The sequence below is a fragment of the Cupriavidus sp. BIS7 genome (assembly GCF_000292345.1).
Lineage (GTDB): Bacteria > Pseudomonadota > Gammaproteobacteria > Burkholderiales > Burkholderiaceae > Cupriavidus.
The window spans coordinates 14,710-34,784 of record NZ_ALOU01000047.1; the positions used below are offsets into that span (position 1 = coordinate 14,710).

Consider the following 20,075-nt stretch of genomic DNA (forward strand, 5'->3'; position numbering starts at 1 on the left):
GGTCCGACTTCATGGTCAGCCGTTATGCCTACCGCGTCCACGTCTGTTTGACGCGAACGAAGTGGAAAGCTCGGCCCCAGGTGAACGGGTGCCAGCAATGTGTAGGGCTGCCGTTTGGCTCTGCGAACAACGGTGGCCGGACTGACCTTGAGGATGGTGGCAAGGTCTTAGGCGTCGAGGTAGATGGTCGTAACCGTCCGACGGTCAGCGTTCTTGACGAGGGGGATATTTTCAGGCGGCGTTCGAGCGGATCTGCTCAGCCATGGCCCATGGCAGCAGTTCGCTAACGCGATTGACGGGGTGGTCGGCGATGCGAGCAATGACGTGTCGCAGGTAGGCCTCGGGATCGAGACTGTTCAGTTTTGCTGTGGCGACCAGCGAATAGATAGCGGCGCCGCGTTCGCCGCCACTGTCGGAGCCGAAGTGCAAGAAGTTCTTGCGACCGAGAGCAACGGCCCGCAACGCTCGCTCCGCGGCGTTGTTGTCGATCTCGACGCGACCATCACCGGCATACAGTGTTAGGGCCGCCCACTGATTCAATGCGTAACTAATGGCCTTCGCGGTATCGCTTTTGTGCGATACCTTGCTGAGGGTCGATCGTAGCCAAATCTCGAAGGCTTCCAGCAATGGAAGTGCCCGTTCCTGTCGGACGCGCATTCGCGCGTCGGGAGGCTTCCCGCGGATCTCGGCCTCAATCGCGTAAAGCTCACCGATCCGGTGCAGCGCTTCCGTGTTGACGTCGCTCCTGCGTGCCAGGTACGTAAGCGCCCGGTGAACCCTTCTTGAAGGGAAGCAGGAGAGCAAGGAGCATCGTGTCCATCTAAATTCTTGGTGGACACGTGAACACTATCGAAGAGAGCGCACCAGCGCGACGCCGACGTCGGCACAGCCCCGAGTTCAAGGCCAAAGCGGTCCGGGATTGCATGCATCCGGGTGTTTCGATTGCGGCAGTAGCACTTCACCATCGCGTGAACGCGAATCTGCTGCGGCGCTGGGTCGCTGAACATCAAGTGTTGGATAGCGCGGGCGAAGCCCGCGCATTGATGACAGTACCCCAAGCCGAGTTCATCCCGCTGCAGATCAGCGAGCCCACGCCGACGCCGGCGATACCGGATATACAGATTGAAGTGCGACGCGGTGCAGCGACGATCAGTATTCGTTGGCCGGGATCGGCCGCAGCTTGGTCATGCAAGCATTGCGACAACCGGACGCTACATCGAGACAAACCTTCAGATGAAGCGCGATGCCCTCGAAACGTTCTGGCGGCATGCTGGGATCGAGCCTGCTCGTGCGAGATCATGGAAACCGAAACCCGACCTTCTCGCGTTTCTGAGTTCGCTGTGAGCGATAAGATTTATGTGGTGACGCGGAGCGTCCGAAGTCCACGTACGAAGCGTCGACCGATCGATGCTCAGCATAAAACCGTACTCGGGATACTGGGCAAGACATCCAGCCTCTCGTACGTCGCCGTCTTTGTAGATGGAGTTGTAGCCTGCGAACGCGTCAGCTTGCAGGATTCCCTTGAAGCCCTTCAAGTGAGCTTGCGGTTATTCGCCTGACCGACTCGGGCTGTACGCAAACCAGACGGCCGGCGCGTCCGTCGAGCCAGCGGGCCTGTCATCACGTACATAGGTCCAGAGTCGGCCAGTCTTGGTCTTGCCATTGCCGGGTTCAAGTACTGGTACCGGTGTGTCGTCGGCGTGACTGAGGTAAAAGCTTTCCATGAGTCAAGAGCGTTTAACGACACATGGGGGAGCACCAAGACCTCGGACAATAAAGACCGAAAAGCCGCGCCAGCAAAGGAAATCCAGTAGGATTCCCGGCGTTTTTCTGAGCTTTATTGCTGGGACGTAGCGACCTTTGTTGTTTCCCGACAAGCGCACAGTTTCAGTCGTGGCGGCCGTTCACCGAGAAGAATCGCAGCGCAATCTTGAGCGCGTCCGGCCCGGCCGGATCGGCAAACGCCTGCCCCGGCGCACCGCCGCTCCACGCATGCCGCAGCCCCTCCACCCTGACCAGCCGCAGGAACGGCCGCACGCCGCATTGCCAGTCGAACACGTCCACTGCACGCCGCGCGCCGCGCCGCACGCGCTTCGGCGGCAATGCAGCGGGCGCGGGCATGCCCGGCGGCACAAGGTCTAGCCACAGCGCGGCAGCCGCCGTGGCGTTGTCATAGGAGACGACCGCGTCTTCGTCGCCATGCAGCAGCAGCAGGGGCGGAGGCCGGCGGCCGGCCAGCAGTTGCCTGGCGCCACTGGCATCGGGCGCGCGTTCGCCACGCATTGCGCGTGGCGCCTGTGACGCGTTGGTGGCACTGTACGGCGCCGCACCCGAATGCGACCCCACGGCGGCGAAACGATCGGGATAGCGCAGCGCCAGCATCATCGCCATGGCGCCGCCCGCGGACAATCCGAACGCGCAGACCCGGTCGGCGGCAATTGCATAGCGCCGGCATACATGGTCGATCATCGACATCAGCAGTGCCGCCTCCGATGCGCCGCGTGCGCCGGGGCGGAACCAGTTCCAGCAGCGTTGGGGATTGGCCTGCACGGACTGCTCGGGCATCAGCACTACCCAGCGCGCATCACGCGCCACGGTGGCCACGCGTGCGCACGCGGCAAAGCTGGCGGCGTCCTGCCCGCAGCCGTGCAGCAGCACCAGCAGCGGCGCAGGACGTGCCGCGCTGACGCCAGGCGGCACGAACACCCGGTAACGGCGCCGCGCCATGTCGCCGATGCCAAGGCTCAAGCCCCACAGGCCTTCCTCCCAGATACCGCCGCCCTTGCTGACAGGCGTGGGCACAGGGGTGACGACCCCCGTGAGAGCCTGACGCGCGGCCTTGCCAACCGCTCGCCCCATGGCCTTGCTGACGGCCTGGCCTTGCTGCCTTGCCGCGCGCAGCACCGGGCTGGTCATCGTTTGCGTGAGCGTGCGCTGCAACCGGCGCGCGCTCCGCGCCGCCTGCTTGCCCAGCGTTGCCAACAGCCTGGTACCGCCCGCGCGCCGCTTCATCCCGCATCGCCCTTTCATCTCCGGTGCCGCGAGGCCAAGCCATCGCCGCGAAACGCGCACCAGTATGGGGGGCGAATATGTCAGGATTTCACGTCGAAACCCATTACAACGCGCCGCGCAGCGCCAGGTCGACACCGAGCAGCAGCAAGCCGCAGAAGAACAGGCGGCGGAAGCGTTCGGCGCTGATGCGGTGGCGCAGCCACTGGCCGAAGAACATGCCGCCCAGCGCGGGGGCCAACGCCAGCGCCGAAGCGCCCAGTACCGGCGTGTGCAGCAGCGCCCCGTTCAGCGCCAGGCTGATTGCCAGCGCGATGGTCGACACGGTGAACGACAGCCCCAGTGCCTGGACCATGCTTTCCTTGTCGAGCCCAAGTCCCTGCAGGTAAGGCACCGCGGGGATCACGAACACGCCCGTCACGGCCGTGATGGCGCCCGTCACCAACCCGGCCAGTGGCGCCAGCCATGCTTCCGCACGCGGCGGCACATGCAGCCTGACGGCGGTCAGGCCGAGGATGGCGTAGAGCACCAGCGCCACGCCGAGCGCGTTGGTGGCGTGGCCCATGACGCGGGCCGGCACCAACGCCGCGCATAGCCACGTGCCTACGCAAATCGACACGAGCATCGGCCAGAGCCTGTCCAGCAACTGCCCGAAGCGTGGGCCGCTGAACAACTGCACGACGTTGGTGACCATCGACGGCGCCACCAGCAGTGCCGCCGCCTGCGCTGGCGGCATGACCAGGCCAAGCAGCCCCACTGCCACCGTCGGCAGCCCCAAACCGACCACCCCTTTCACGAAACCGGCCAGCAGGAACGTCAGGCCGATAAATGCGATCTCGTGCCCGGCATTGAAAGACGACATTTGCGAATGCTCCCGAAGTTCACGGCTGCGCCGCGTCGTGCACGGCACGGCTATCGGCAGGCGCTTCGTCGCGCTCGTGCAAGCCATAGTCGCGCAGCACCTGTGCCACGCGCAGCCGATAGTTGGCGAAAACGCCGCCACGGCCAGCCGCCTGCGCCTTGCGGTGATCGAGCGTATTTCGCCACGCAATGACAGCAGCTTCATCGCGGAAGAACGACAGCGACAGCAGCTTGCCCGGCGTGGTCAGGCTCTGGAAACGCTCGACCGAGATGAACCCGTCGATGGTCTCCAGTGTGGATTTGAGATGCGCGGCGATATCGAGATAGGTTTCCTGCCGCCCGGGTGCGGGCTCGACTTCGAAGATCACGGCAATCATTGTGGGGGCTCCGTTCTGTGTTCAGGAATCAGTGGATGGGTTGGAAGTTCGGGATGCGGGCGTTGACCGATGGCCGGTAGCTGAGGCTACCGAGCAGCCGGTCCGGGCGAACGTCGCGCGCCAGCAGCGCTTGCACCGTGCCCGCGGCCAGCACCCGTGCCAGCGCATCGCCGGGGCAGCCGTGCCGGCCGGCGCCAAAGGTCCAGGGGCGCGCCTGCACGGCTGCGGTGGAATCATGCGCCGCGGCCGCCAGCAATACCAGCACGGCATCGCCAGCGCTGACTGCCTGGCCGCACAGCGTGGCATCGGCCGCCATGAACCGGCGCGTGTTCTGCACGGGCGGGTCGATCCTCGCAACCAGGTCGACGCTGGCGTCGATATCAGCATCGCGCGAGCCAGACCGCCCCAGATACACGAGCGTATTGCCGATCAGTCCGGCGGTGGCTTCGCATGCCTGAATCATCAGGCCGATGGCATTGGCGGTCAGCGCGGCCGGATCGATGTCAGCCTCACCGGCAGCCTGCGCGAGGCGCTGCAGCAGGCCGTCGCCATCCGTCGCATGGTCGCCAGCCCATTGCGTGAGCCACCGGGCCGCCGCCACGCCGGCCTCGACGTCCGCAGGCGATGCCAGCGGCGACATCGCCGCGGCAAACGTGGCGACGAAACCTGCTACGCGCGTGGACACGTGCCCATCGGCATCGCGCTCGAGCGGCAGGCCCAACAGATCGGCCAGCGTCAGCACCGGCAGCGTGAACATCCAGCGGTTGGCCTCGTGACTGTCGTCGCGCTCCACGCGCGGCAACGCCGCCGCCAGCGTTTGCGCTCGGACGCGGACGTCGGCCAGGTCCAGCGCCGCCATCTGCCGCAACACAATCGCCTTCAGCGGCGCGTGAGCCGCGCCATCGTTCATGCGGATCAGCCGCCCGAACAGGTCGCCCGCAGCGGACCCTGCCAGCGCCGGCGGCACGGGCTGCGCTGCCGGACGCACGCGGCCATCGGGATGATCAAGAACTTCGCCCACGGCTGCCGCGCTGGCGGCCACCCACAGCTTCAGTGAGGCGTCGAAGTGGAACGGGCGCGAGCGCGCAAGCGCGCGGTAGTACGGATAGGGGTCGGAATGCGTAACGGCGGAAATCGGGTCGGCGGGGGCGATGGCTTCCATGGCGTGGCAGTTGCGTATCGATGCAACCCAGTATGGAACACGCATCGCACCGGATGTTTCACGGCGACACGAAATGTCGAATGCGCTACTTGGCGGCTAACTTGGTACCAGCCCTTTCTGCGCCAGCCACTCCGCATTGAACAGCCGCGCAAAGTACAGCCCACCACGGTCGCACAGCAGCGTCACGATGGTATGGCCGGGCCCGAGGTCGCGCGCCACCTCGACGGCGGCCGCCACGTTGATGCCCGTGGACCCGCCTACATACAGGCCTTCCTCACGCAGCAGCCGGTAGACCATCGTCACGCAGCGCTGATCGTCGACCCGGACCGCGTCGTCGATAGGCGTGTCCGCGAGATTGGCGGTAATGCGGCTGGAACCGATGCCTTCGGTAATCGAGTTGCCCTCGGACTTCAGTTGCCCGGTCTTGACGAAGTTGTACAGGCTGCTGCCATGCGGATCGGCCAGCACGGTCCTGACCGCCGGGTTCTGTTCCTTGAGGAACCGTGCAACGCCGGCAAGCGTGCCGCCCGTGCCGGTGGCGCAGACAAACGCATCCACCTTGCCTTCGGTATCGCGCCAGATCTCTGGGCCGGTGGTCTCGTAGTGCGCCTGCCGGTTGACGATGTTGTCGAACTGGTTGGCCCAGATCGCATTGTCCAGTTCCTGCGCCAGGCGGCCGGCTACCTTCTGGTAGTTGTTCGGGTCCGCGTACGGCACGGCCGGCACGGGACGCACGTCCGCGCCCAGCACGCGCAGCAGGTCCATCTTCTCCTTCGACTGCGTTTCCGGAATCACGATCACGCAGCGGTAACCGCGTGCGGCGCAGATATGGGCCAGGCCGATCCCGGTGTTGCCGGCCGTGCCTTCCACCACGGTGCCGCCGGGCTTCAGCGTGCCGCGCCGCTCGGCATCGGCAATGATGTACAGCGCGGCACGGTCCTTGACGGAGCCGCCGGGGTTCAGGAATTCGGCCTTGCCAAGAATCTCGCAACCGGTTTCCGCACTGAGTTTTTCAAGCCGGATCAACGGCGTGTTGCCAACCGTTCCGATGAAGCCGTTTCGCGTTGCCATCGCTCCTCCTGCACAGCCCAGCGATCCATGCCTACAGCTTAGGCCGTCACCAGATTCAGTGCTTCTGCGCCGTCATGGTGCACGGTGACGGCGTGCATCGAAGCCCGGAAGCATCCGCTGCAGCACATCTTTGGCTGCCGGGGCTCGCGCTGATACGCATGCGTCACCGCGCAGCCACAGGCACGGGAAATGCAGCAGTCACTCTCCAGTCAACGCGCGCACCAAAACCCAGCGCGCCGGGAGGGAGGCCATGATGAAGAGACTGCTTACCAGAATCGTCATGATCGGCGCGCTCGCCGTCGTGGCACTGAACCTGGGCGCGCATGACGGTGTGGCGTGGGCCGACGAGCCCGCAGCCGCTACCGCCGCCGCCCCAGCCACAACCCCTGCTGCGCCACCTGCCGCTGCGGCGCCTGCACCGGCTCCCACGGCCCCGTTCGACACCGACGCCAAGAACCTGAACAGTGGCGACACCGCATGGATGCTGACATCCACGGCGTTGGTGCTGTTCATGACGATTCCCGGGCTGGCGCTGTTCTATGGCGGCATGGTGCGCAAAAAGAACGTGCTGGCCACGCTGATGCAGTGTTTCGCCATCACGTGCCTGGTCACCATCCTGTGGGTAGTGGCCGGCTACAGCCTGGCCTTCACCGGCGGCAGCGCGTTTATCGGCGGCACGTCACGCATCCTGCTGCACGGCATGCGCTACGTGAAGGGCGACACCGCCACCACGCTCACGGTCAGTCATCTGGCGCCGACCATTCCGGAATCGGTCTACATGATGTACCAGCTGACGTTTGCGATCATCACGCCCGCGCTGATCTGCGGCGCGTTCGCCGAACGCATGAAGTTCTCGGCGATGCTCGTGTTCATGGCGCTGTGGTCGCTGCTGGTCTATGCGCCGATCGCGCATATGGTGTGGGAGCCGAGCGGCTGGCTGGCGGCGGCCGGCATCCTGGACTTCGCGGGCGGCACCGTGGTGCATATCAATGCCGGCATTGCCGGACTGGTTTGCGCGCTGGTGCTGGGCAAGCGCGTCGGCTTCGGCAAGGAGCCGATGGTGCCGCACAACCTCACGCTCACGCTGATCGGCGCTTCGATGCTGTGGGTGGGCTGGTTTGGCTTTAACGCCGGTTCCGCCGTGGCGGCCGATGGCCGCGCGGGATTCGCGATGGCGGTCACCCAGATCGCTACCGCTGCCGCCGCGCTGGGATGGATGTTTGCCGAGTGGATCACCAAGGGCAAGCCTTCGGTGCTGGGCATTGCTTCCGGCGCGGTGGCGGGCCTGGTGGCCATTACGCCGGCCTCCGGGTTCGTCGGTGTTGGCGGATCGCTGGTGATTGGCGTGGCCGCCGGCGTGCTCTGCTTCTGGGCGGCCACGGGCCTCAAGCATATGCTCGGCTATGACGACTCCCTCGACGCGTTCGGCGTGCATTGCATCGGCGGCATCATCGGCGCCGTGCTGACCGGCGTATTCGCGGTCAAGGAGATCGGCGGGGCAGACGGCAACGTGGTGCTGCAACTCAAGGGCGTGGCCACCACGCTGGTCTACAGCGGCGTGGCCAGCTTCATCCTGCTCAAGCTGATCGACGTCACGATGGGCCTGCGTGTCAGCAGCGACGAAGAGCGCGAAGGGCTGGACCTGGTACTGCACGGCGAGCGCGTGGACGACACTTTCAGCGGCACGCTGATCACCCCGCAGGAAGTCGTGCGCGAGGCGACCATGACCGCAACCACGCTGTCCCACAGGAAGGCCGACTAGCCCACTGCTGCGCAACGACGCTAGACAAGGTCCGCGCGCAGCACGTGCTTCATCCTGTCATTCGGCCCGGGGCATATCCGGGCCGTGCAACCTGCCTGCGTGCCTTATGTGCCTTGCGTTCCTTACACCGGCCAGGCGCGGTCAAGGATGGCTGCGTGGGTAACGCCATCGGGCAGCATCCCGAACACGCGGCCCCATTGCGCGTCGAAACGGCTGGCGATAAAGGCATCGGCAACCTCGGCGGGCGCATGCTCGCCCAGCAGGCGTGCCTGCACCAGCAGGACCAGTTGCTGGGCATGGCGCCGCGCCAGCCATTCGGTGGCATCGCCTTGGGCGTGCAGGCCGTTCACGAGCGACGTCATCGCTTCACGCAGGCGCGAATCCTGCTGGCAGAACGGCTTCATGTCTTCCAGCAGCGCCTGCATGGCCTGCGGCTCGCGGCTGATCGCACGCATCATGTCCAGCGCCATCACGTTGCCCGATCCTTCCCAGATGGAGATCACCGGCGTCTCGCGATACAGGCGGCCCATCGGGCCCTCATCCATGTAGCCGTTGCCGCCAAAGACTTCCATGGCCTCGCCGGACAACTCGACGCTGCGCTTGGCCAGCCAGAACTTGGCCGCGGGCGTGACGATGCGCTTGTAGGCGCGCTGCAGCGGGTCTTCGTCGGCGAGGGAAAATGCCTCGGTCAGCCGCATCATCAGCAGCGTGGCGGCCTCGGATTCCAGCGCCATGTCGGCCAGCACATTGCGCATCAGCGGCTGCTCCACCAGCGTCTTGCCGAACGCGCGGCGGTGCCGCGTGTGGTGCATCGCCTGCACCAGGCACTGGCGGATCAGCCCGGTGCTGCCCATCACGCAGTTCAGGCGCGTGAACGTGGCCATTTCGATAATGGTGGGGATGCCGCGTCCTTCCTCGCCGATCATGCGGCCCCAGGCGCCGTGGAATTCCACCTCGCTGCTGGAGTTGGAACGGTTGCCCACCTTTTCCTTGAGCCGCTGGATGTGTACCGCGTTCTTGCTGCCATCGGGGCGATAGCGAGGCACGAAGAAGCATGCCGGGCCGCTTTCGGTGCGGGCCACCACCAGATGCGCGTCGCACATCGGCGCGGAGAAAAACCATTTGTGGCCGGTGATCAGGTATTCGCCGCCACGCCCCTCGCCGCGCAGCGGTTCGGCGCGCGTGGTATTGGCGCGTACGTCGGAGCCGCCCTGCTTCTCGGTCATGCCCATGCCGACCAGGATGGAATCCTTCTGTTCGAGCGGGATATCCCGTGCGTCGTAGGTCTGGGAATAGAGCTTCGGCTGGAGCGCCGCGAACAGTTCCGGTTCGCGCTGCAGCACCGGAATGCACGCGAACGTCATCGAGTTCGGACACTGGGAGCCGGCCTCGATTTGTCCGTGCATCGAGAATCCCGCGGCGTACGCGGCCCATGCACCGGGGCGCGGATCAGAGAACGGCTGCGACACCAAACCCTGCTCGCGCGCCATGCGCATGATGTTGTGCCAGCTCGGATGAAACTCGACGCGATCGATGCGGCGGCCCTGGCGGTCGAACGTATGCAGCTCGGGCTTGAAGTGATTGGCTTCCTCGGCCATGCGGATCGTGTCGGCGCTGCCGAGGCGCGCGCCGTAGCTGGCCAGCCCCGCCTCGTGCTCCGCTGCACCGGCGCGTCGCACCGCCTCCTGCAGCGGGAGGTCGGTGGTGTAGACGTTATACTCCTGCAGTTCCGTCACCACGTTGGTGACGTCGTGCGTGCTCCATTCCATGGGCATGTCTCCGTTGCGCCGGCTCGGCAGTCAAGCCGGTCTTGTCGACAACCAGTATAAGAATCCGTCCGTCGCAAGGTGTTCGGGTTTTCAGACATGAAGGCAGCGCGCCCTACCGCCCCCAACCCCTCGGACCAGCCGCCCGCGCGGCGCCGCAAGCCAGCGCAGTCGCGGGCACGCGCAACGGCCGATGCCATCCGCGATGCGTTCTTCCAGCTACTGGCGGAAAAGCCCTATGACAGGATCTCCATCCGGCAGGTGATCGGATTGGCCGGCGTGGGCATCGGCAGCTTCTACGAGTACTTTTCCTGCAAGGATGCGATGGCGGCCGTCTGCATCCATCTGCGCGTCAAGGCAATCGCCGCAGCGATGCGTGCCAGCATCGATGCCCACCGTTCCGAACCGCTGACCGACCGTGTCGATGCGCTGATCGACGCGCAACTGGCCGCGCCACTGGCGGAACCCGAACACTGGGCCGCGCTGTTCGTGGTCGAGCGCAAGGTATCGGGCATCGAGGCATTCCGGAACATGTACGCGGAGTTCGTGCAGCTCTGGATGGAGGCGCTGTCCGGCGGGGGCGACTGGCCCGTGCAGGCCGCGCTGGAATCCACGGCCTTTGCCGCCCATGCGATGACATACAGCCTGGTTTCGCAGACGCTGATGACCGCGTCTCGCCCGGTCGACCCTGCGGCACTGCGACGCATGGTTGGCAATGCGGTGCACGGCTACCTGTCGATCCACGCGCCGCTGGCCGCGCCGCCTGTACCGCCTCGACGCGAACCGTCCTGAGGGCGTGATTTAGCGCAACTTGCAAGCGGATAGCCGCAGATTCGGACCGGACAGGAATACCCCTTCTGGTAAGCTCGGCCGCTGCACTTTCTTGCCGTGGAGCGTCATGACCAGGCTTCGCCTCTGGCTGTTCATGTTCGGTGTGGTGGCGCTGGGCGTTTGCGGCCCGGTCGCACTCACGGCATGGGTATCCCACGAGTTCGCCGAGCAGCAGTACCGCCAGCGCGTGGAGCAATTCACGACGCTTGCGCTGGCGCGCGCCGAACTGGTGGCCCGCGATGCCATCGATGCCGCCCGGCAGGCTGCACAGTTCCAGGGGCAACCGTGCAGCGACGCCCATCTGGCCGCAATGCGCGAGGCCGATCTCCAGCACCGATACACGCGGCAGATCGTCTATCTGGATGGCCGGCACGCATGCTCGTCGTCCGCTGTGCCGGATGCGCTGCGCAGGGTAGCGGACAACGCCGGCACATGGATCGATCTGCCCTTGCTGGAAGTGGCATACCGCGCCGACGCACCCGAAGTGCCGTTTGCTTCGTTGCAGTTCCGCGTGGGCCATCACATCACCGTTGTCGACCCGCAATTCCTTGCCGACATCATCCCGCTCGATGACTCCACCCGGCTCGGCATGATCGACACGCGCACCGGCAGCGTCCTGGCGGCATGGGCCGACACCAACCCCTCCATTCTGACCCGGGCCTGGCGGCTGCAGGGCGAGCAAGGCAACCTCGACAGGCAGTTCGACGTCAAGACGTCGCCCGTGATGCCAATTGCGGTGGTGGCCTACGAGCCGTTCGGCGAGATCTCCGAGGCGTGGCGCCAGCTGCTTTACACCACGATGCCAGTTGCGGTCGGCATCAGCGCACTGGCCACGTGGCTGCTGCTGCGCTGGGGCCGGCGATTCCATGGCCCCGAATACGTGCTGCGGGACGCAATCCGGCGCAAGGAATTCTTCGCGGTCTACCAGCCCGTCATGTCGCTGGCGGACGGGCGGTGCATCGGCGCGGAAGCGCTGATCCGCTGGCGCCTTCCCGATGGCAAGGTGGTCATGCCGGACCGCTTCGTGCCAATGGCGGAAACTGTCGGCGTCATGCATGCCATTACGCAATGCATGCTCGAGAACATCATCGAAGACCTTGGCGGCCAGCTGGCATCCGACCGCGCGCTTCATGTCTCGGTCAATCTGGCCCCAGACGATTTCCGCTCACGCGAGACCTTGCAGTCAATCAACGCGTTGCTGGCGCGCACGGGCATCGACGCCCGCCAGATCTGGATCGAAGTCACCGAACGCGGCTTTGTCGACGATGCCGAGTGCCGCGAGACCATTGCCGCGTTCCGCGAGGCTGGCCACCCGATCTACATCGACGACTTCGGCACCGGCTATTCCAGCCTGGCCTATCTGCACGACCTGGACATTGACGGGCTCAAGATCGACAAGGCATTCGTCGAATCGATGACGACCGAGGCGCCGACGAAGAACGTAGGCCCGCATATCATCGAGATGGCCAAGGCGCTTGGCGTGCGCATGGTGGCCGAAGGCATAGAAACCGAGCCCCAGCGCCTGGCGCTGCGGCAGCAAGGTGTGCAGTACGGCCAGGGCTGGCTGTTCGGGAAGCCGATGGCGATCAAGGATTTTCTTACGTTCTGGCGCGATAATCGGACCGCTACGCAGGCCGCGCCATACACCGCCCCGCCGTCCTCGGCTACGATGACTTCATGAGCCGCCCCCGCCTTCCAACGCATTGCAATCCAATGACTGCCGCTTCAGGATTTATCACCACTCCCGCGCCGCCGAGCCGGCGCCCGCATCTTTCGTGGATACGCAGCGCGCTGTGCGCATGGATGATCGGCAGCGCGGCCGCCGCCTGGGCGCAGCCGCTCTGGTTTGCCGACGGGCACCCCACGCAGGCGGCGCAGCAGGCCGTAGCGGCGCTGGCCAACGCCGGTGCGGACGGCCTGGATGCGCAGGACTACGACGCCGAAGCACTAAAGCAGGCAATCGGGCAGGCAACCGGGCAGGCAACCTCGCAGACAAACGGCAGTGCGGCGCTGCCGCCGGAATCCGTGGACCGGCTCGACAATGCGCTGACCACCGCGATGCGCCAGTACCTGTCCGATCTGCACAAGGGTCGCGTCGATCCACGCAAGGTCCATGCAAACTTCACCTTGCCAGACGAAAAATCGTTCGATTCCGACAGCTATCTGCGCGCAGCCGTTGCGGCAAACCGTCTGCCTGCGGCAATTCACGACGCCGCGCCGGACTTCCCGCTCTACGCCACGCTGCGCGATGCGCTGGCGCGTTATCACGCGCTGGCTGCGCAGCCGTTCTGGAATAAACCGCTTCCGGCGCCGCCCGGCGGCAAGCTCAACAGCGGCCAGCCATACGACGCGCTGCCGCAGCTCGCGCAGCGGCTGGAAGCGCTGGGCGACCTGCCATCGGGCACGCCAGTCCCGAAGCATTACGGCGGCGCGCTGCTGACGGCGGTCCAGTCGTTCCAGAAACGGCACGGACTGGAACCGGATGGCGTTATCGGCATGGGAACGCTCACGCAACTGAACACCACGCCTGCGGCGCGCGTGCAGCAGATCGCCCTGACGATGGAACGCCTGCGCTGGACGCCGCTGACGGAAGGGCCGCGCGTCATCGTCGTCAACATTCCGGAGTTCATGCTGCACGCCTACGAGTATGTGGACGGCAAGCTGGACATCAAGCTGGAGATGAAGGTCATTGTCGGCAAGGCGCTTGACACGCGTACGCCGCTGTTCCGCGAGGACATGCGCTATATCGAGTTCAGCCCCTACTGGAACGTGCCGCCGTCGATCGCGCGCGGCGAAGTGGTGCCGCGGCTGCGGCGCGACCCTGGCTATTTCACGCAGCAAGGGTTCGAGTTCGTCTCCGGCAACCAGGCGATCACCGCGCTGACCCCTGCCAATCTCGACGCGGTCATGAACGGCCAGATGCGCATCCGGCAGCGGCCGGGCCCGCAAAATGCGCTCGGAGACATCAAGTTCGTGTTTCCGAACAACCAGAACATCTACCTGCACCACACGCCTACCCCGCAATTGTTCCAGCGTGACCGCCGCGACTTCAGCCATGGGTGCATCCGCGTGGAGGAGCCGGTGGCGCTGGCGAAGTTCGTGCTGCAGGACATGCCTGACTGGACCGAGGACCGCATCCGGCAGGCAATGAGCAAGGGCAAGTCCAATACCGTCGCGCTGAAGCAGCCGCTGCCGGTGGTGCTGGCCTACGGCACCGCCATCGCCCGCGCAGACGGGCGTGTATATTTCCTGCCAGATATCTACGGACAGGACAAACTGCTGGAGCAGGCGCTGCGGCAGCGCACCACGCCCGCTTCCGCACACACTAGCCAGTTCTTGCAGGCAAAGCCATGACCCAGTCGCGCACACCCGCCGCCCGCCGCCGCTTCCTGCATCATGCGGGTGGCCTGATACTCGGCACCGGATTCACGGCGCTCGCGCCCGGTGTTGCGCTTGCCGATATGCCGGAGGCACGCTCGCTGTCCTTTTCCCACACCCATACGGGTGAAAAGCTTGCGCTGGTCTATGCAATGGGTGATCAGGTGCTGCCCCAGGCACAACAGGCTCTCAACCATTTCCTGCGGGACCATTACTCCGGCGACGTCGGCGCGATCGACCCGAAGTTGTTTGACCTGCTGTTCGCGCTGCGCCAGTCACTTGGCGCGGAGGGCCCGTTCCACGTCATCTCGGGTTACCGCAGTCCGGCCACCAACGCGCGCCTGCGCAAGACACGCGGCGGCGGCGTGGCCAGCCACAGCCTGCACATGGACGGCATGGCAATCGACATCCGCCTGCCCGGCGTGCAGCTGGGTGATCTTCGCGACGCAGCGGTGTCACTGCAAGATGGAGGCGTCGGGTTCTACCAGCATGAAGATTTCGTACACGTCGATACCGGGCGTGTGCGGCAGTGGGGGTAGCGCTGGCCGGACCCTCGGCGGGCAGGTTCAATCTCATCATCCGGCGATGATGGCCGTTATCGGCCGTGGTCGTATGGCGCTGGCCACAGCGGGATTGATACACTGCGGGAAAACCCTATCAGGGAATCCACCAAGGATTGCCAACAGGCTCATCCACCGCTGACCGCGCTTTACCAGCGCTCCGAACATGTCCACACAACTCGACACCAGCTACCTGCCCTACGGCGCAACGCTCACCAAGACCCCGCCGCGCGACGGCAACCAGTCGTCCTGGTGGGGCAGCTACTGGGCCGGCGGCTGGGACCTGTACCTCGACAACGCCCGCGCCATTGCGCAGGCGTACATGCCCCCGCAGCAGGACCGCTGACTACAGAATGCCCCTGGCATGCAGGTCCGCGATGTCGTCGGGCCCGAGATCGAGATAGTCACGCAGCACCTCGTCCGTATGCTGGCCCAGCGCTGGCGGCGCATACCGTACGGTGGGGGGTGTTTCCGACAGCCGCAAGGGACTGGCCGTGGTGCTGATCCGGTTAACGGCATCGGACTGCGGACGCCCGGCTGAACCGTAGCGATCTTGTTCGACGCGCAGCGCGCGATGCTGGACATGCGCATCGGCAAACGCCTGCCCGATATCGTTGATCGGGCCGCATGGCACTGACGCAGCCTCCAGCAGACGAATCCACTCGCTCGTCGGCTTCTTGCGTGTGACCTCGTTCATCATCGGGATCAGCGTCCGCCGATGGGTGACGCGGGCCGTGTTGGTGGCATACCGATCGTCGCGAGCCCAATCGACATCGGCAACCTCACAGAAGCGCGCGAACTGGCCGTCATTGCCGATAGCCAGCAGCATGTCGCCGTCATGCGTCGGGAAATCCTGATACGGCACGACGCTTGGGTGCGTGTTCCCCTGGCGCGTCGGGACGACGCCAGCGTTCAGGTACCCCGCCCCCTGGTTTGCCAGCACCGCCATGGCAACGTCGAGCAGGGCGATATCGATATGCTGCCCGCGCCCTGTATAGTGCCGCGCCTCGATCGCGCCAAGGATGGCGGTGGTGGCGTACATCCCCGTGAACACGTCGATCACCGCAACACCCACGCGCACCGGGCCGGCACCCGGTTCGCCATCCGCCTGGCCGGTGATGCTCATCAGGCCGCTCATGGCCTGGATCAGCAGGTCATAGCCAGGCCGCGCCGCATACGGGCCGGTCTGGCCGAATCCCGTCACGGAGCAGTAGATCAGGCGTGGATTCAGCGCACTGAGCGAATCGTAGTCGAGTCCATAGCGCTTGAGCCCGCCGGTCTTGTAGTTCTCGATGACCACGTCGCTTTTCATTGCCAGCTCGCGGATCAGCTTCTGCCCTTCCGGCGTGGCGATGTCGATCGTCACCGAGCGCTTGTTGCGATTGCAGGCGGCGAAGTAGCTGGCCTGGCTCGTCGGGCCGTCTTCGCCGCCAAGGTACGGAGGCCCCCAGCGCCGGGTATCGTCACCCTCGCCCGGCTTCTCTACCTTGATCACATCGGCACCCATATCGGCAAGGTTCTGCGTGCACCAGGGCCCCGCCAGCACGCGCGAAAGGTCCAGCACGCGGATATGGCTCAATGCACCGGTCTGCCGGGACGGCGGTGGCAGGCCGGTTGTCGAATCAGTCGAATCGATTGGTGTCGTCATGGTGACTCGGGAGGTGGTCAGGCAATCTCCGCCCAGCCATGGCTGAGCACGACCTTGTCGCGCTCCTGCACGCTGGCCCGCAATTGGTATTGATTGGATTGGACCGGATCGCGCCAGATCTCGGTAACGAGCGTTTCGCCCGGAAAGACCGGCGCGGCAAAGCGGATATCGAACGCCCGCAGCCGTGACGAATCACCTCCGGCGCATTGCCGCAGCAGCGCGTGGGCGACGAGTCCGTAGCTGGCAAGGCCATGCAGGATCGGACGCTCGAAGCCCGCCGCCTGCGCGACGGCCGGGTCTGCGTGCAGCGGATTGAAGTCACCCATCAACCGATACAGCAATGCGGCTTCAGGCCGCGTGGGCTGTGTATCGACGAAATCGGGTGGTCTGTCCTCCGGTGTGGGCCGCAGTGCGGGCAGCGGCTCATCGCTCGGCTGTCCGCCGTCCGCCTGGCTGAAGCCGCCATCGCCGCGCAGGAACGACACCTGTTGCACGGTTGCCAGCAGATCGCCCTGTGTGGTTTCCAGCGTTCGCTCGGTGACCATGATGGCGCCCTTGCCGGCGCCCTTGTCGGTCAGGTGCGTGATGCGGTTATGGCCGACCACTTCCGCCTCGGCAGGCAACGGGCGATGCAGCCGCAGCCGCTGCTCGCCGTGCAGCAGCCTGACCCAGTCGATGCCGGTATCCGCTTCGCGCGCCCAGAAGCCGGGATAGCCAAGCACCACTGCCTGCGACGGCAGCGCACGCAACCCGCCAGGCGCGCCTTCGAAAACGAAAGGCAAGGCCGATGCATTCATCGGATCGTTGCCAAGGCCCAGGCTCAGCGCGTACAGCATGGTGTCGCGTGCGGTGTAGCGCTGGCGGACCGGCGCGAATGCGCGGTTACGCAGATGCTGGTAGCTGATCGGCATGATTCACTCGCACTCAGGCCGGCGCAAAGACCGGAACGGGCGACCCGCCATCGGTCTCGGCAAACCTTACCTTCACCCGTTGGCCAATCCGCACGCTATCCAGATCGGTGTCGACGATATGGGTCATCATCGTCACGCCTTCGTCCAGCTTCACATAAGCGATGCAGTACGGATTGGGGCCCGCGCGGCGCGTGATGCTGTACGAATAGATCTCGCCTTGCCCGCTGGCGGTCTTCCATTCCGTGTCACCCATGCAGAACGGGCAAAGCGTGCGCGGATACCAGTGCGGCTTGCCGCAGGACTTGCAGTGCCGCACGAGCAGTTGCCCCTCGCGCGCGGCCTGCCAGAAGGCGGTGTTGTCGGGCAGCTCGTCGGGAGCCTTGTAGAGCGTGGGGACGTAAGGGGTCGTCATCGATTTCTCCCTGTTATTCGCGTTCGAGGATCAGGGTGGCAGAACCGTGGCGCGAGCCCATGTAGCCGCCGGTGCCCTGGGCCAGTGCCAGGTCGCAGTTCCTGACCTGCACCGCGGGGTGGGCTTCGCCACGCAACTGGCGCACCGCTTCGATCACCTTGGTGATGCCGCCACGGTTGGCCGGATGGTTGTTGCAGAGGCCGCCGCCATCGGTGTTGAACGGCAGCCTGCCAACGCCGGAGATCAGGTTGCCGTCCATCACGAACTTGCCGCCTTCGCCCTTCTTGCAGAAGCCCAGGTCTTCCAGCTGCATGAGCACGGTGATCGTGAAGCTGTCGTAGATCGACGCGTACTTGATATCCGCCGGCGTGACGCCGGCCTCGGCAAAGGCCGCGGCGCCGGAGAACCGCGCGGCCGACCATGACAGGTCCACCTGTCCGCCGAGCAGGCCCTTCACGTGCTCGCCCGCGCCAAGGACCTTGATCCTGGGGCGATTGAGCTTCGCCGCGATTTCCGGGCGTGCCACGACGAGCGCGCCGCCGCCGTCCGATACCACGCAGCAATCGAGCCTGTGCAGCGGGTCCGAGATCATTGGCGAGTTCACCACGTCTTCCACGGTCACCACATCGCGCAGCATCGCGTTCGGGTTGTGCTGGGCATGATGGGATGCGGCCACCTTGACCCATGCGAGCTGTTCCGGCGTGGTGCCGAACTCATACATGTGCCGCTGGGCAACCATCGCGTACAGGTTCACCGTCACCGGGCTGAACGGCGCCTCGAACGGCTGGTCCGGCAGGTTCGCGCCCCAGTTGCGTGCCTGCGTGCCGCTGGACCCTTCCGAGCGCGGCCGTCCGGCCAGCGTGATCAGCGCCACGTTGCACTTGCCGGCCGCGATGGCCTGCGCGGCATGCGAGACGTGCGCGATATAGGACGATCCGCCCATCTCGCTCGAATCCACATGGCGCACGTTCAGGCCCAGGTAGTCCACCATGTTCACCATGCCGAGGCCAGGCGCGTCGCCAGCGCAGAAGTAGCCGTCGACATCGGCCAGCGACAGACCCGCATCCTCGAGCGCACCGCGGGCGCTTTCCGCATGAAGCTGGGCGACGGTCTTGTCCGGCGCCTTGCGGGTGGGGTGCTCGTACGCCCCGACGATATATGCCTTGCTATTGATGGTCATCGACATTCATCCGTTATCGTGTCTTGTCAGGCCGCCATGGCTTCGCCGTAGCGTTCCAGGTGAAGGTCGGTGTCGCCAAGCAGCACATCGACCATGGTCAGCGCCTTGAAGTAGTCGCCAACCTCGAGTTCATCGGTCATGCCCATGCCGCCATGCAACTGCACGGCCTGCTGGCCGACGAAGCGGGCGGCCTTGGCCGTGACGACCTTCGCGGCGGACACCTTGCGGCGGCGCTCGGCCACGTCGGTGGCATCGAGCCCCTGCGCGGCCACGTAGGCCATCGACAGCGCCAGCTCCTTCTGCAGCAGCATGTCCGCCACGCGATGCTGGAGCGCCTGGAATGACGCGAGCGGCTTGCCGAATTGCTTGCGCGTGGCAAGGTATTCGGCGGTGATCTCGATCAGCCGTTCGATGGCTCCTGCAGTTGCGGCGCATTGCGCGGCAATACCGTGATCAAGGCCGAGTTCGATCGCGTCGGGGCCGTTCGTCGTCACCAGCGTTGCGGGCACGTTGACCAGCGCAAGGTCGGCACCCGCCAGCCGATCCATGGTCGGATAGCCCGACACCGTCAATCCGGGCGCATCGCGATGCACCAGGAACAACGCCAGCGCGCCATCGAGCTTCGCCGAGACGAGATACATGTCGGCCGCCGCGCCGTGCCAGACGACCGACTTCGCGCCGTTCAGCACGTAGCCATTGGGCCCCGCATGCCGTGCCAGCGCCTGCGCCGCTTCCGGGCGATAGCGCGTGCCCGGTTCCAGGTAGGCCAGCGCGAATATCCTTTCGCCGCTTGCAAGCGCAGGCAGCCATTCGGCCTGCAGCGCAACCGGTGCATGCTGCGCGAGGATCGCCGCCGAAATGACCCCGCTGGGGATCACTGGCTCCTGCACGAGCGCACGCCCGAGTTCCCGCTGCACGACGACCTGGCTGGCCGGGCCGTGGCCAAACCCGCCATGTTCCGCCGGCACACCGAGACCGAGCACACCCATCTCTGCCAGCGACGACCAGATGGTCCGGTCGAAGCTGCCATGCTCGCGCGCGTTCCGGCGGCGGCGCTCGAAGGTGTACTCGGATCCGACAAAACGGCGCAGGCTATCGGCCAGCATCCGCTGCTCTTCGCTATACGTAAAATCCATGCCAGTCGTCG

The 20,075-nt window shown here is 65.4% G+C and carries 17 protein-coding genes and 3 pseudogenes; 7 read left to right on the forward strand and 13 right to left on the reverse strand.

Annotated features, from left to right (window positions below):
- Positions 1-231 precede the first annotated feature (231 nt).
- Positions 232-765, reverse strand: a pseudogene (locus B552_RS0116570) (transposase); the annotation flags it as partial.
- A 74-nt stretch (positions 766-839) separates the two neighbouring features.
- On the opposite strand from B552_RS0116570, the pseudogene B552_RS29370 reads away from it, so the two are divergent.
- A pseudogene (locus tag B552_RS29370) lies at positions 840-1,007 on the forward strand (transposase); the annotation flags it as partial.
- Positions 1,008-1,439: 432 nt separating this feature from the next.
- On the opposite strand, the pseudogene B552_RS28485 reads toward B552_RS29370, so the two are convergent.
- From B552_RS28485 to B552_RS0116595, 6 genes and pseudogenes are all read right to left on the reverse strand, one after another.
- Positions 1,440-1,709: pseudogene (locus B552_RS28485) on the reverse strand (transposase); the annotation flags it as partial.
- 178 nt (positions 1,710-1,887) lie between these two features.
- On the reverse strand, positions 1,888-3,012 hold the full coding sequence (locus B552_RS0116575) for a PHB depolymerase family esterase (protein ID WP_019450163.1): 1,125 nt from the start codon (positions 3,010-3,012) through the stop codon (positions 1,888-1,890).
- A 103-nt stretch (positions 3,013-3,115) separates the two neighbouring features.
- Positions 3,116-3,871 carry a sulfite exporter TauE/SafE family protein gene (locus B552_RS0116580; RefSeq protein ID WP_019450164.1) on the reverse strand — a complete coding sequence of 252 codons (756 nt, stop codon included), beginning with the start codon at positions 3,869-3,871 and terminating at the stop codon, positions 3,116-3,118.
- Between the two features lie 19 nt (positions 3,872-3,890).
- Positions 3,891-4,247, reverse strand: coding sequence for an antibiotic biosynthesis monooxygenase (locus tag B552_RS0116585; protein ID WP_019450165.1), 357 nt, complete (start codon positions 4,245-4,247; stop codon positions 3,891-3,893).
- Positions 4,248-4,275: 28 nt separating this feature from the next.
- Positions 4,276-5,409, reverse strand: coding sequence for a cytochrome P450 (locus B552_RS0116590; RefSeq protein WP_035879951.1), 1,134 nt, complete (start codon positions 5,407-5,409; stop codon positions 4,276-4,278).
- Positions 5,410-5,505: 96 nt separating this feature from the next.
- The gene (locus B552_RS0116595; RefSeq protein WP_019450167.1) at positions 5,506-6,480 is read right to left on the reverse strand and encodes a cysteine synthase A; all 975 of its coding nucleotides are present in this window, start codon (positions 6,478-6,480) and stop codon (positions 5,506-5,508) included.
- Between the two features lie 253 nt (positions 6,481-6,733).
- Here B552_RS0116595 and B552_RS27580 point away from each other — a divergent pair, with 253 nt between their 5' ends.
- On the forward strand, positions 6,734-8,242 hold the full coding sequence (locus B552_RS27580; RefSeq protein WP_083860317.1) for an ammonium transporter: 1,509 nt from the start codon (positions 6,734-6,736) through the stop codon (positions 8,240-8,242).
- A gap of 122 nt (positions 8,243-8,364) precedes the next feature.
- On the opposite strand, the gene B552_RS0116605 is transcribed toward B552_RS27580, so the two are convergent.
- Complete coding sequence (locus B552_RS0116605; RefSeq protein WP_019450169.1) at positions 8,365-10,011, reverse strand: acyl-CoA dehydrogenase family protein; 1,647 nt, start codon at positions 10,009-10,011, stop codon at positions 8,365-8,367.
- Positions 10,012-10,107: 96 nt separating this feature from the next.
- On the opposite strand from B552_RS0116605, the gene B552_RS0116610 reads away from it, so the two are divergent.
- The 5 genes from B552_RS0116610 to B552_RS0116630 all read left to right on the forward strand — a co-directional run bounded on the left by B552_RS0116610 (position 10,108) and on the right by B552_RS0116630 (position 15,123).
- Positions 10,108-10,800 (forward strand): TetR/AcrR family transcriptional regulator, encoded by a 693-nt coding sequence (locus B552_RS0116610; RefSeq protein WP_019450170.1) that lies wholly within the window; start codon positions 10,108-10,110, stop codon positions 10,798-10,800.
- 106 nt (positions 10,801-10,906) lie between these two features.
- On the forward strand, positions 10,907-12,520 hold the full coding sequence (locus B552_RS27585; protein ID WP_019450171.1) for an EAL domain-containing protein: 1,614 nt from the start codon (positions 10,907-10,909) through the stop codon (positions 12,518-12,520).
- A 122-nt stretch (positions 12,521-12,642) separates the two neighbouring features.
- Positions 12,643-14,193, forward strand: a complete 1,551-nt coding sequence (locus B552_RS0116620) for a L,D-transpeptidase family protein (protein WP_019450172.1) — start codon at positions 12,643-12,645, stop codon at positions 14,191-14,193.
- Entirely contained in the window at positions 14,190-14,756 is a 567-nt protein-coding gene (locus tag B552_RS0116625; protein ID WP_019450173.1) for a DUF882 domain-containing protein, read from the forward strand. Before B552_RS0116620 ends, B552_RS0116625 begins: the two co-directional genes overlap by 4 nt.
- Before the next feature lie 187 nt (positions 14,757-14,943).
- Positions 14,944-15,123: a hypothetical protein gene (locus B552_RS0116630; protein ID WP_019450174.1), complete on the forward strand. Its 180-nt coding sequence runs from the start codon at positions 14,944-14,946 to the stop codon at positions 15,121-15,123.
- On the opposite strand, the gene B552_RS0116635 is transcribed toward B552_RS0116630, so the two are convergent.
- Genes B552_RS0116635 through B552_RS0116655 form a run of 5 tightly spaced genes read right to left on the reverse strand, consistent with a single transcriptional unit; the run spans position 15,124 to position 20,064 of the window.
- Positions 15,124-16,425, reverse strand: a complete 1,302-nt coding sequence (locus B552_RS0116635; protein WP_019450175.1) for a CaiB/BaiF CoA-transferase family protein — start codon at positions 16,423-16,425, stop codon at positions 15,124-15,126.
- Positions 16,426-16,442: 17 nt separating this feature from the next.
- On the reverse strand, positions 16,443-17,336 hold the full coding sequence (locus tag B552_RS0116640) for a MaoC family dehydratase (RefSeq protein WP_019450176.1): 894 nt from the start codon (positions 17,334-17,336) through the stop codon (positions 16,443-16,445).
- Between the two features lie 13 nt (positions 17,337-17,349).
- A complete protein-coding gene (locus tag B552_RS0116645; protein ID WP_019450177.1) occupies positions 17,350-17,748 on the reverse strand; it encodes an OB-fold domain-containing protein in 399 nt (132 codons plus the stop codon).
- Between the two features lie 13 nt (positions 17,749-17,761).
- Positions 17,762-18,928: a thiolase domain-containing protein gene (locus B552_RS0116650; RefSeq protein WP_026035741.1), complete on the reverse strand. Its 1,167-nt coding sequence runs from the start codon at positions 18,926-18,928 to the stop codon at positions 17,762-17,764.
- Between the two features lie 26 nt (positions 18,929-18,954).
- Positions 18,955-20,064, reverse strand: coding sequence for an acyl-CoA dehydrogenase (locus tag B552_RS0116655; protein WP_019450179.1), 1,110 nt, complete (start codon positions 20,062-20,064; stop codon positions 18,955-18,957).
- Positions 20,065-20,075 lie beyond the last annotated feature (11 nt).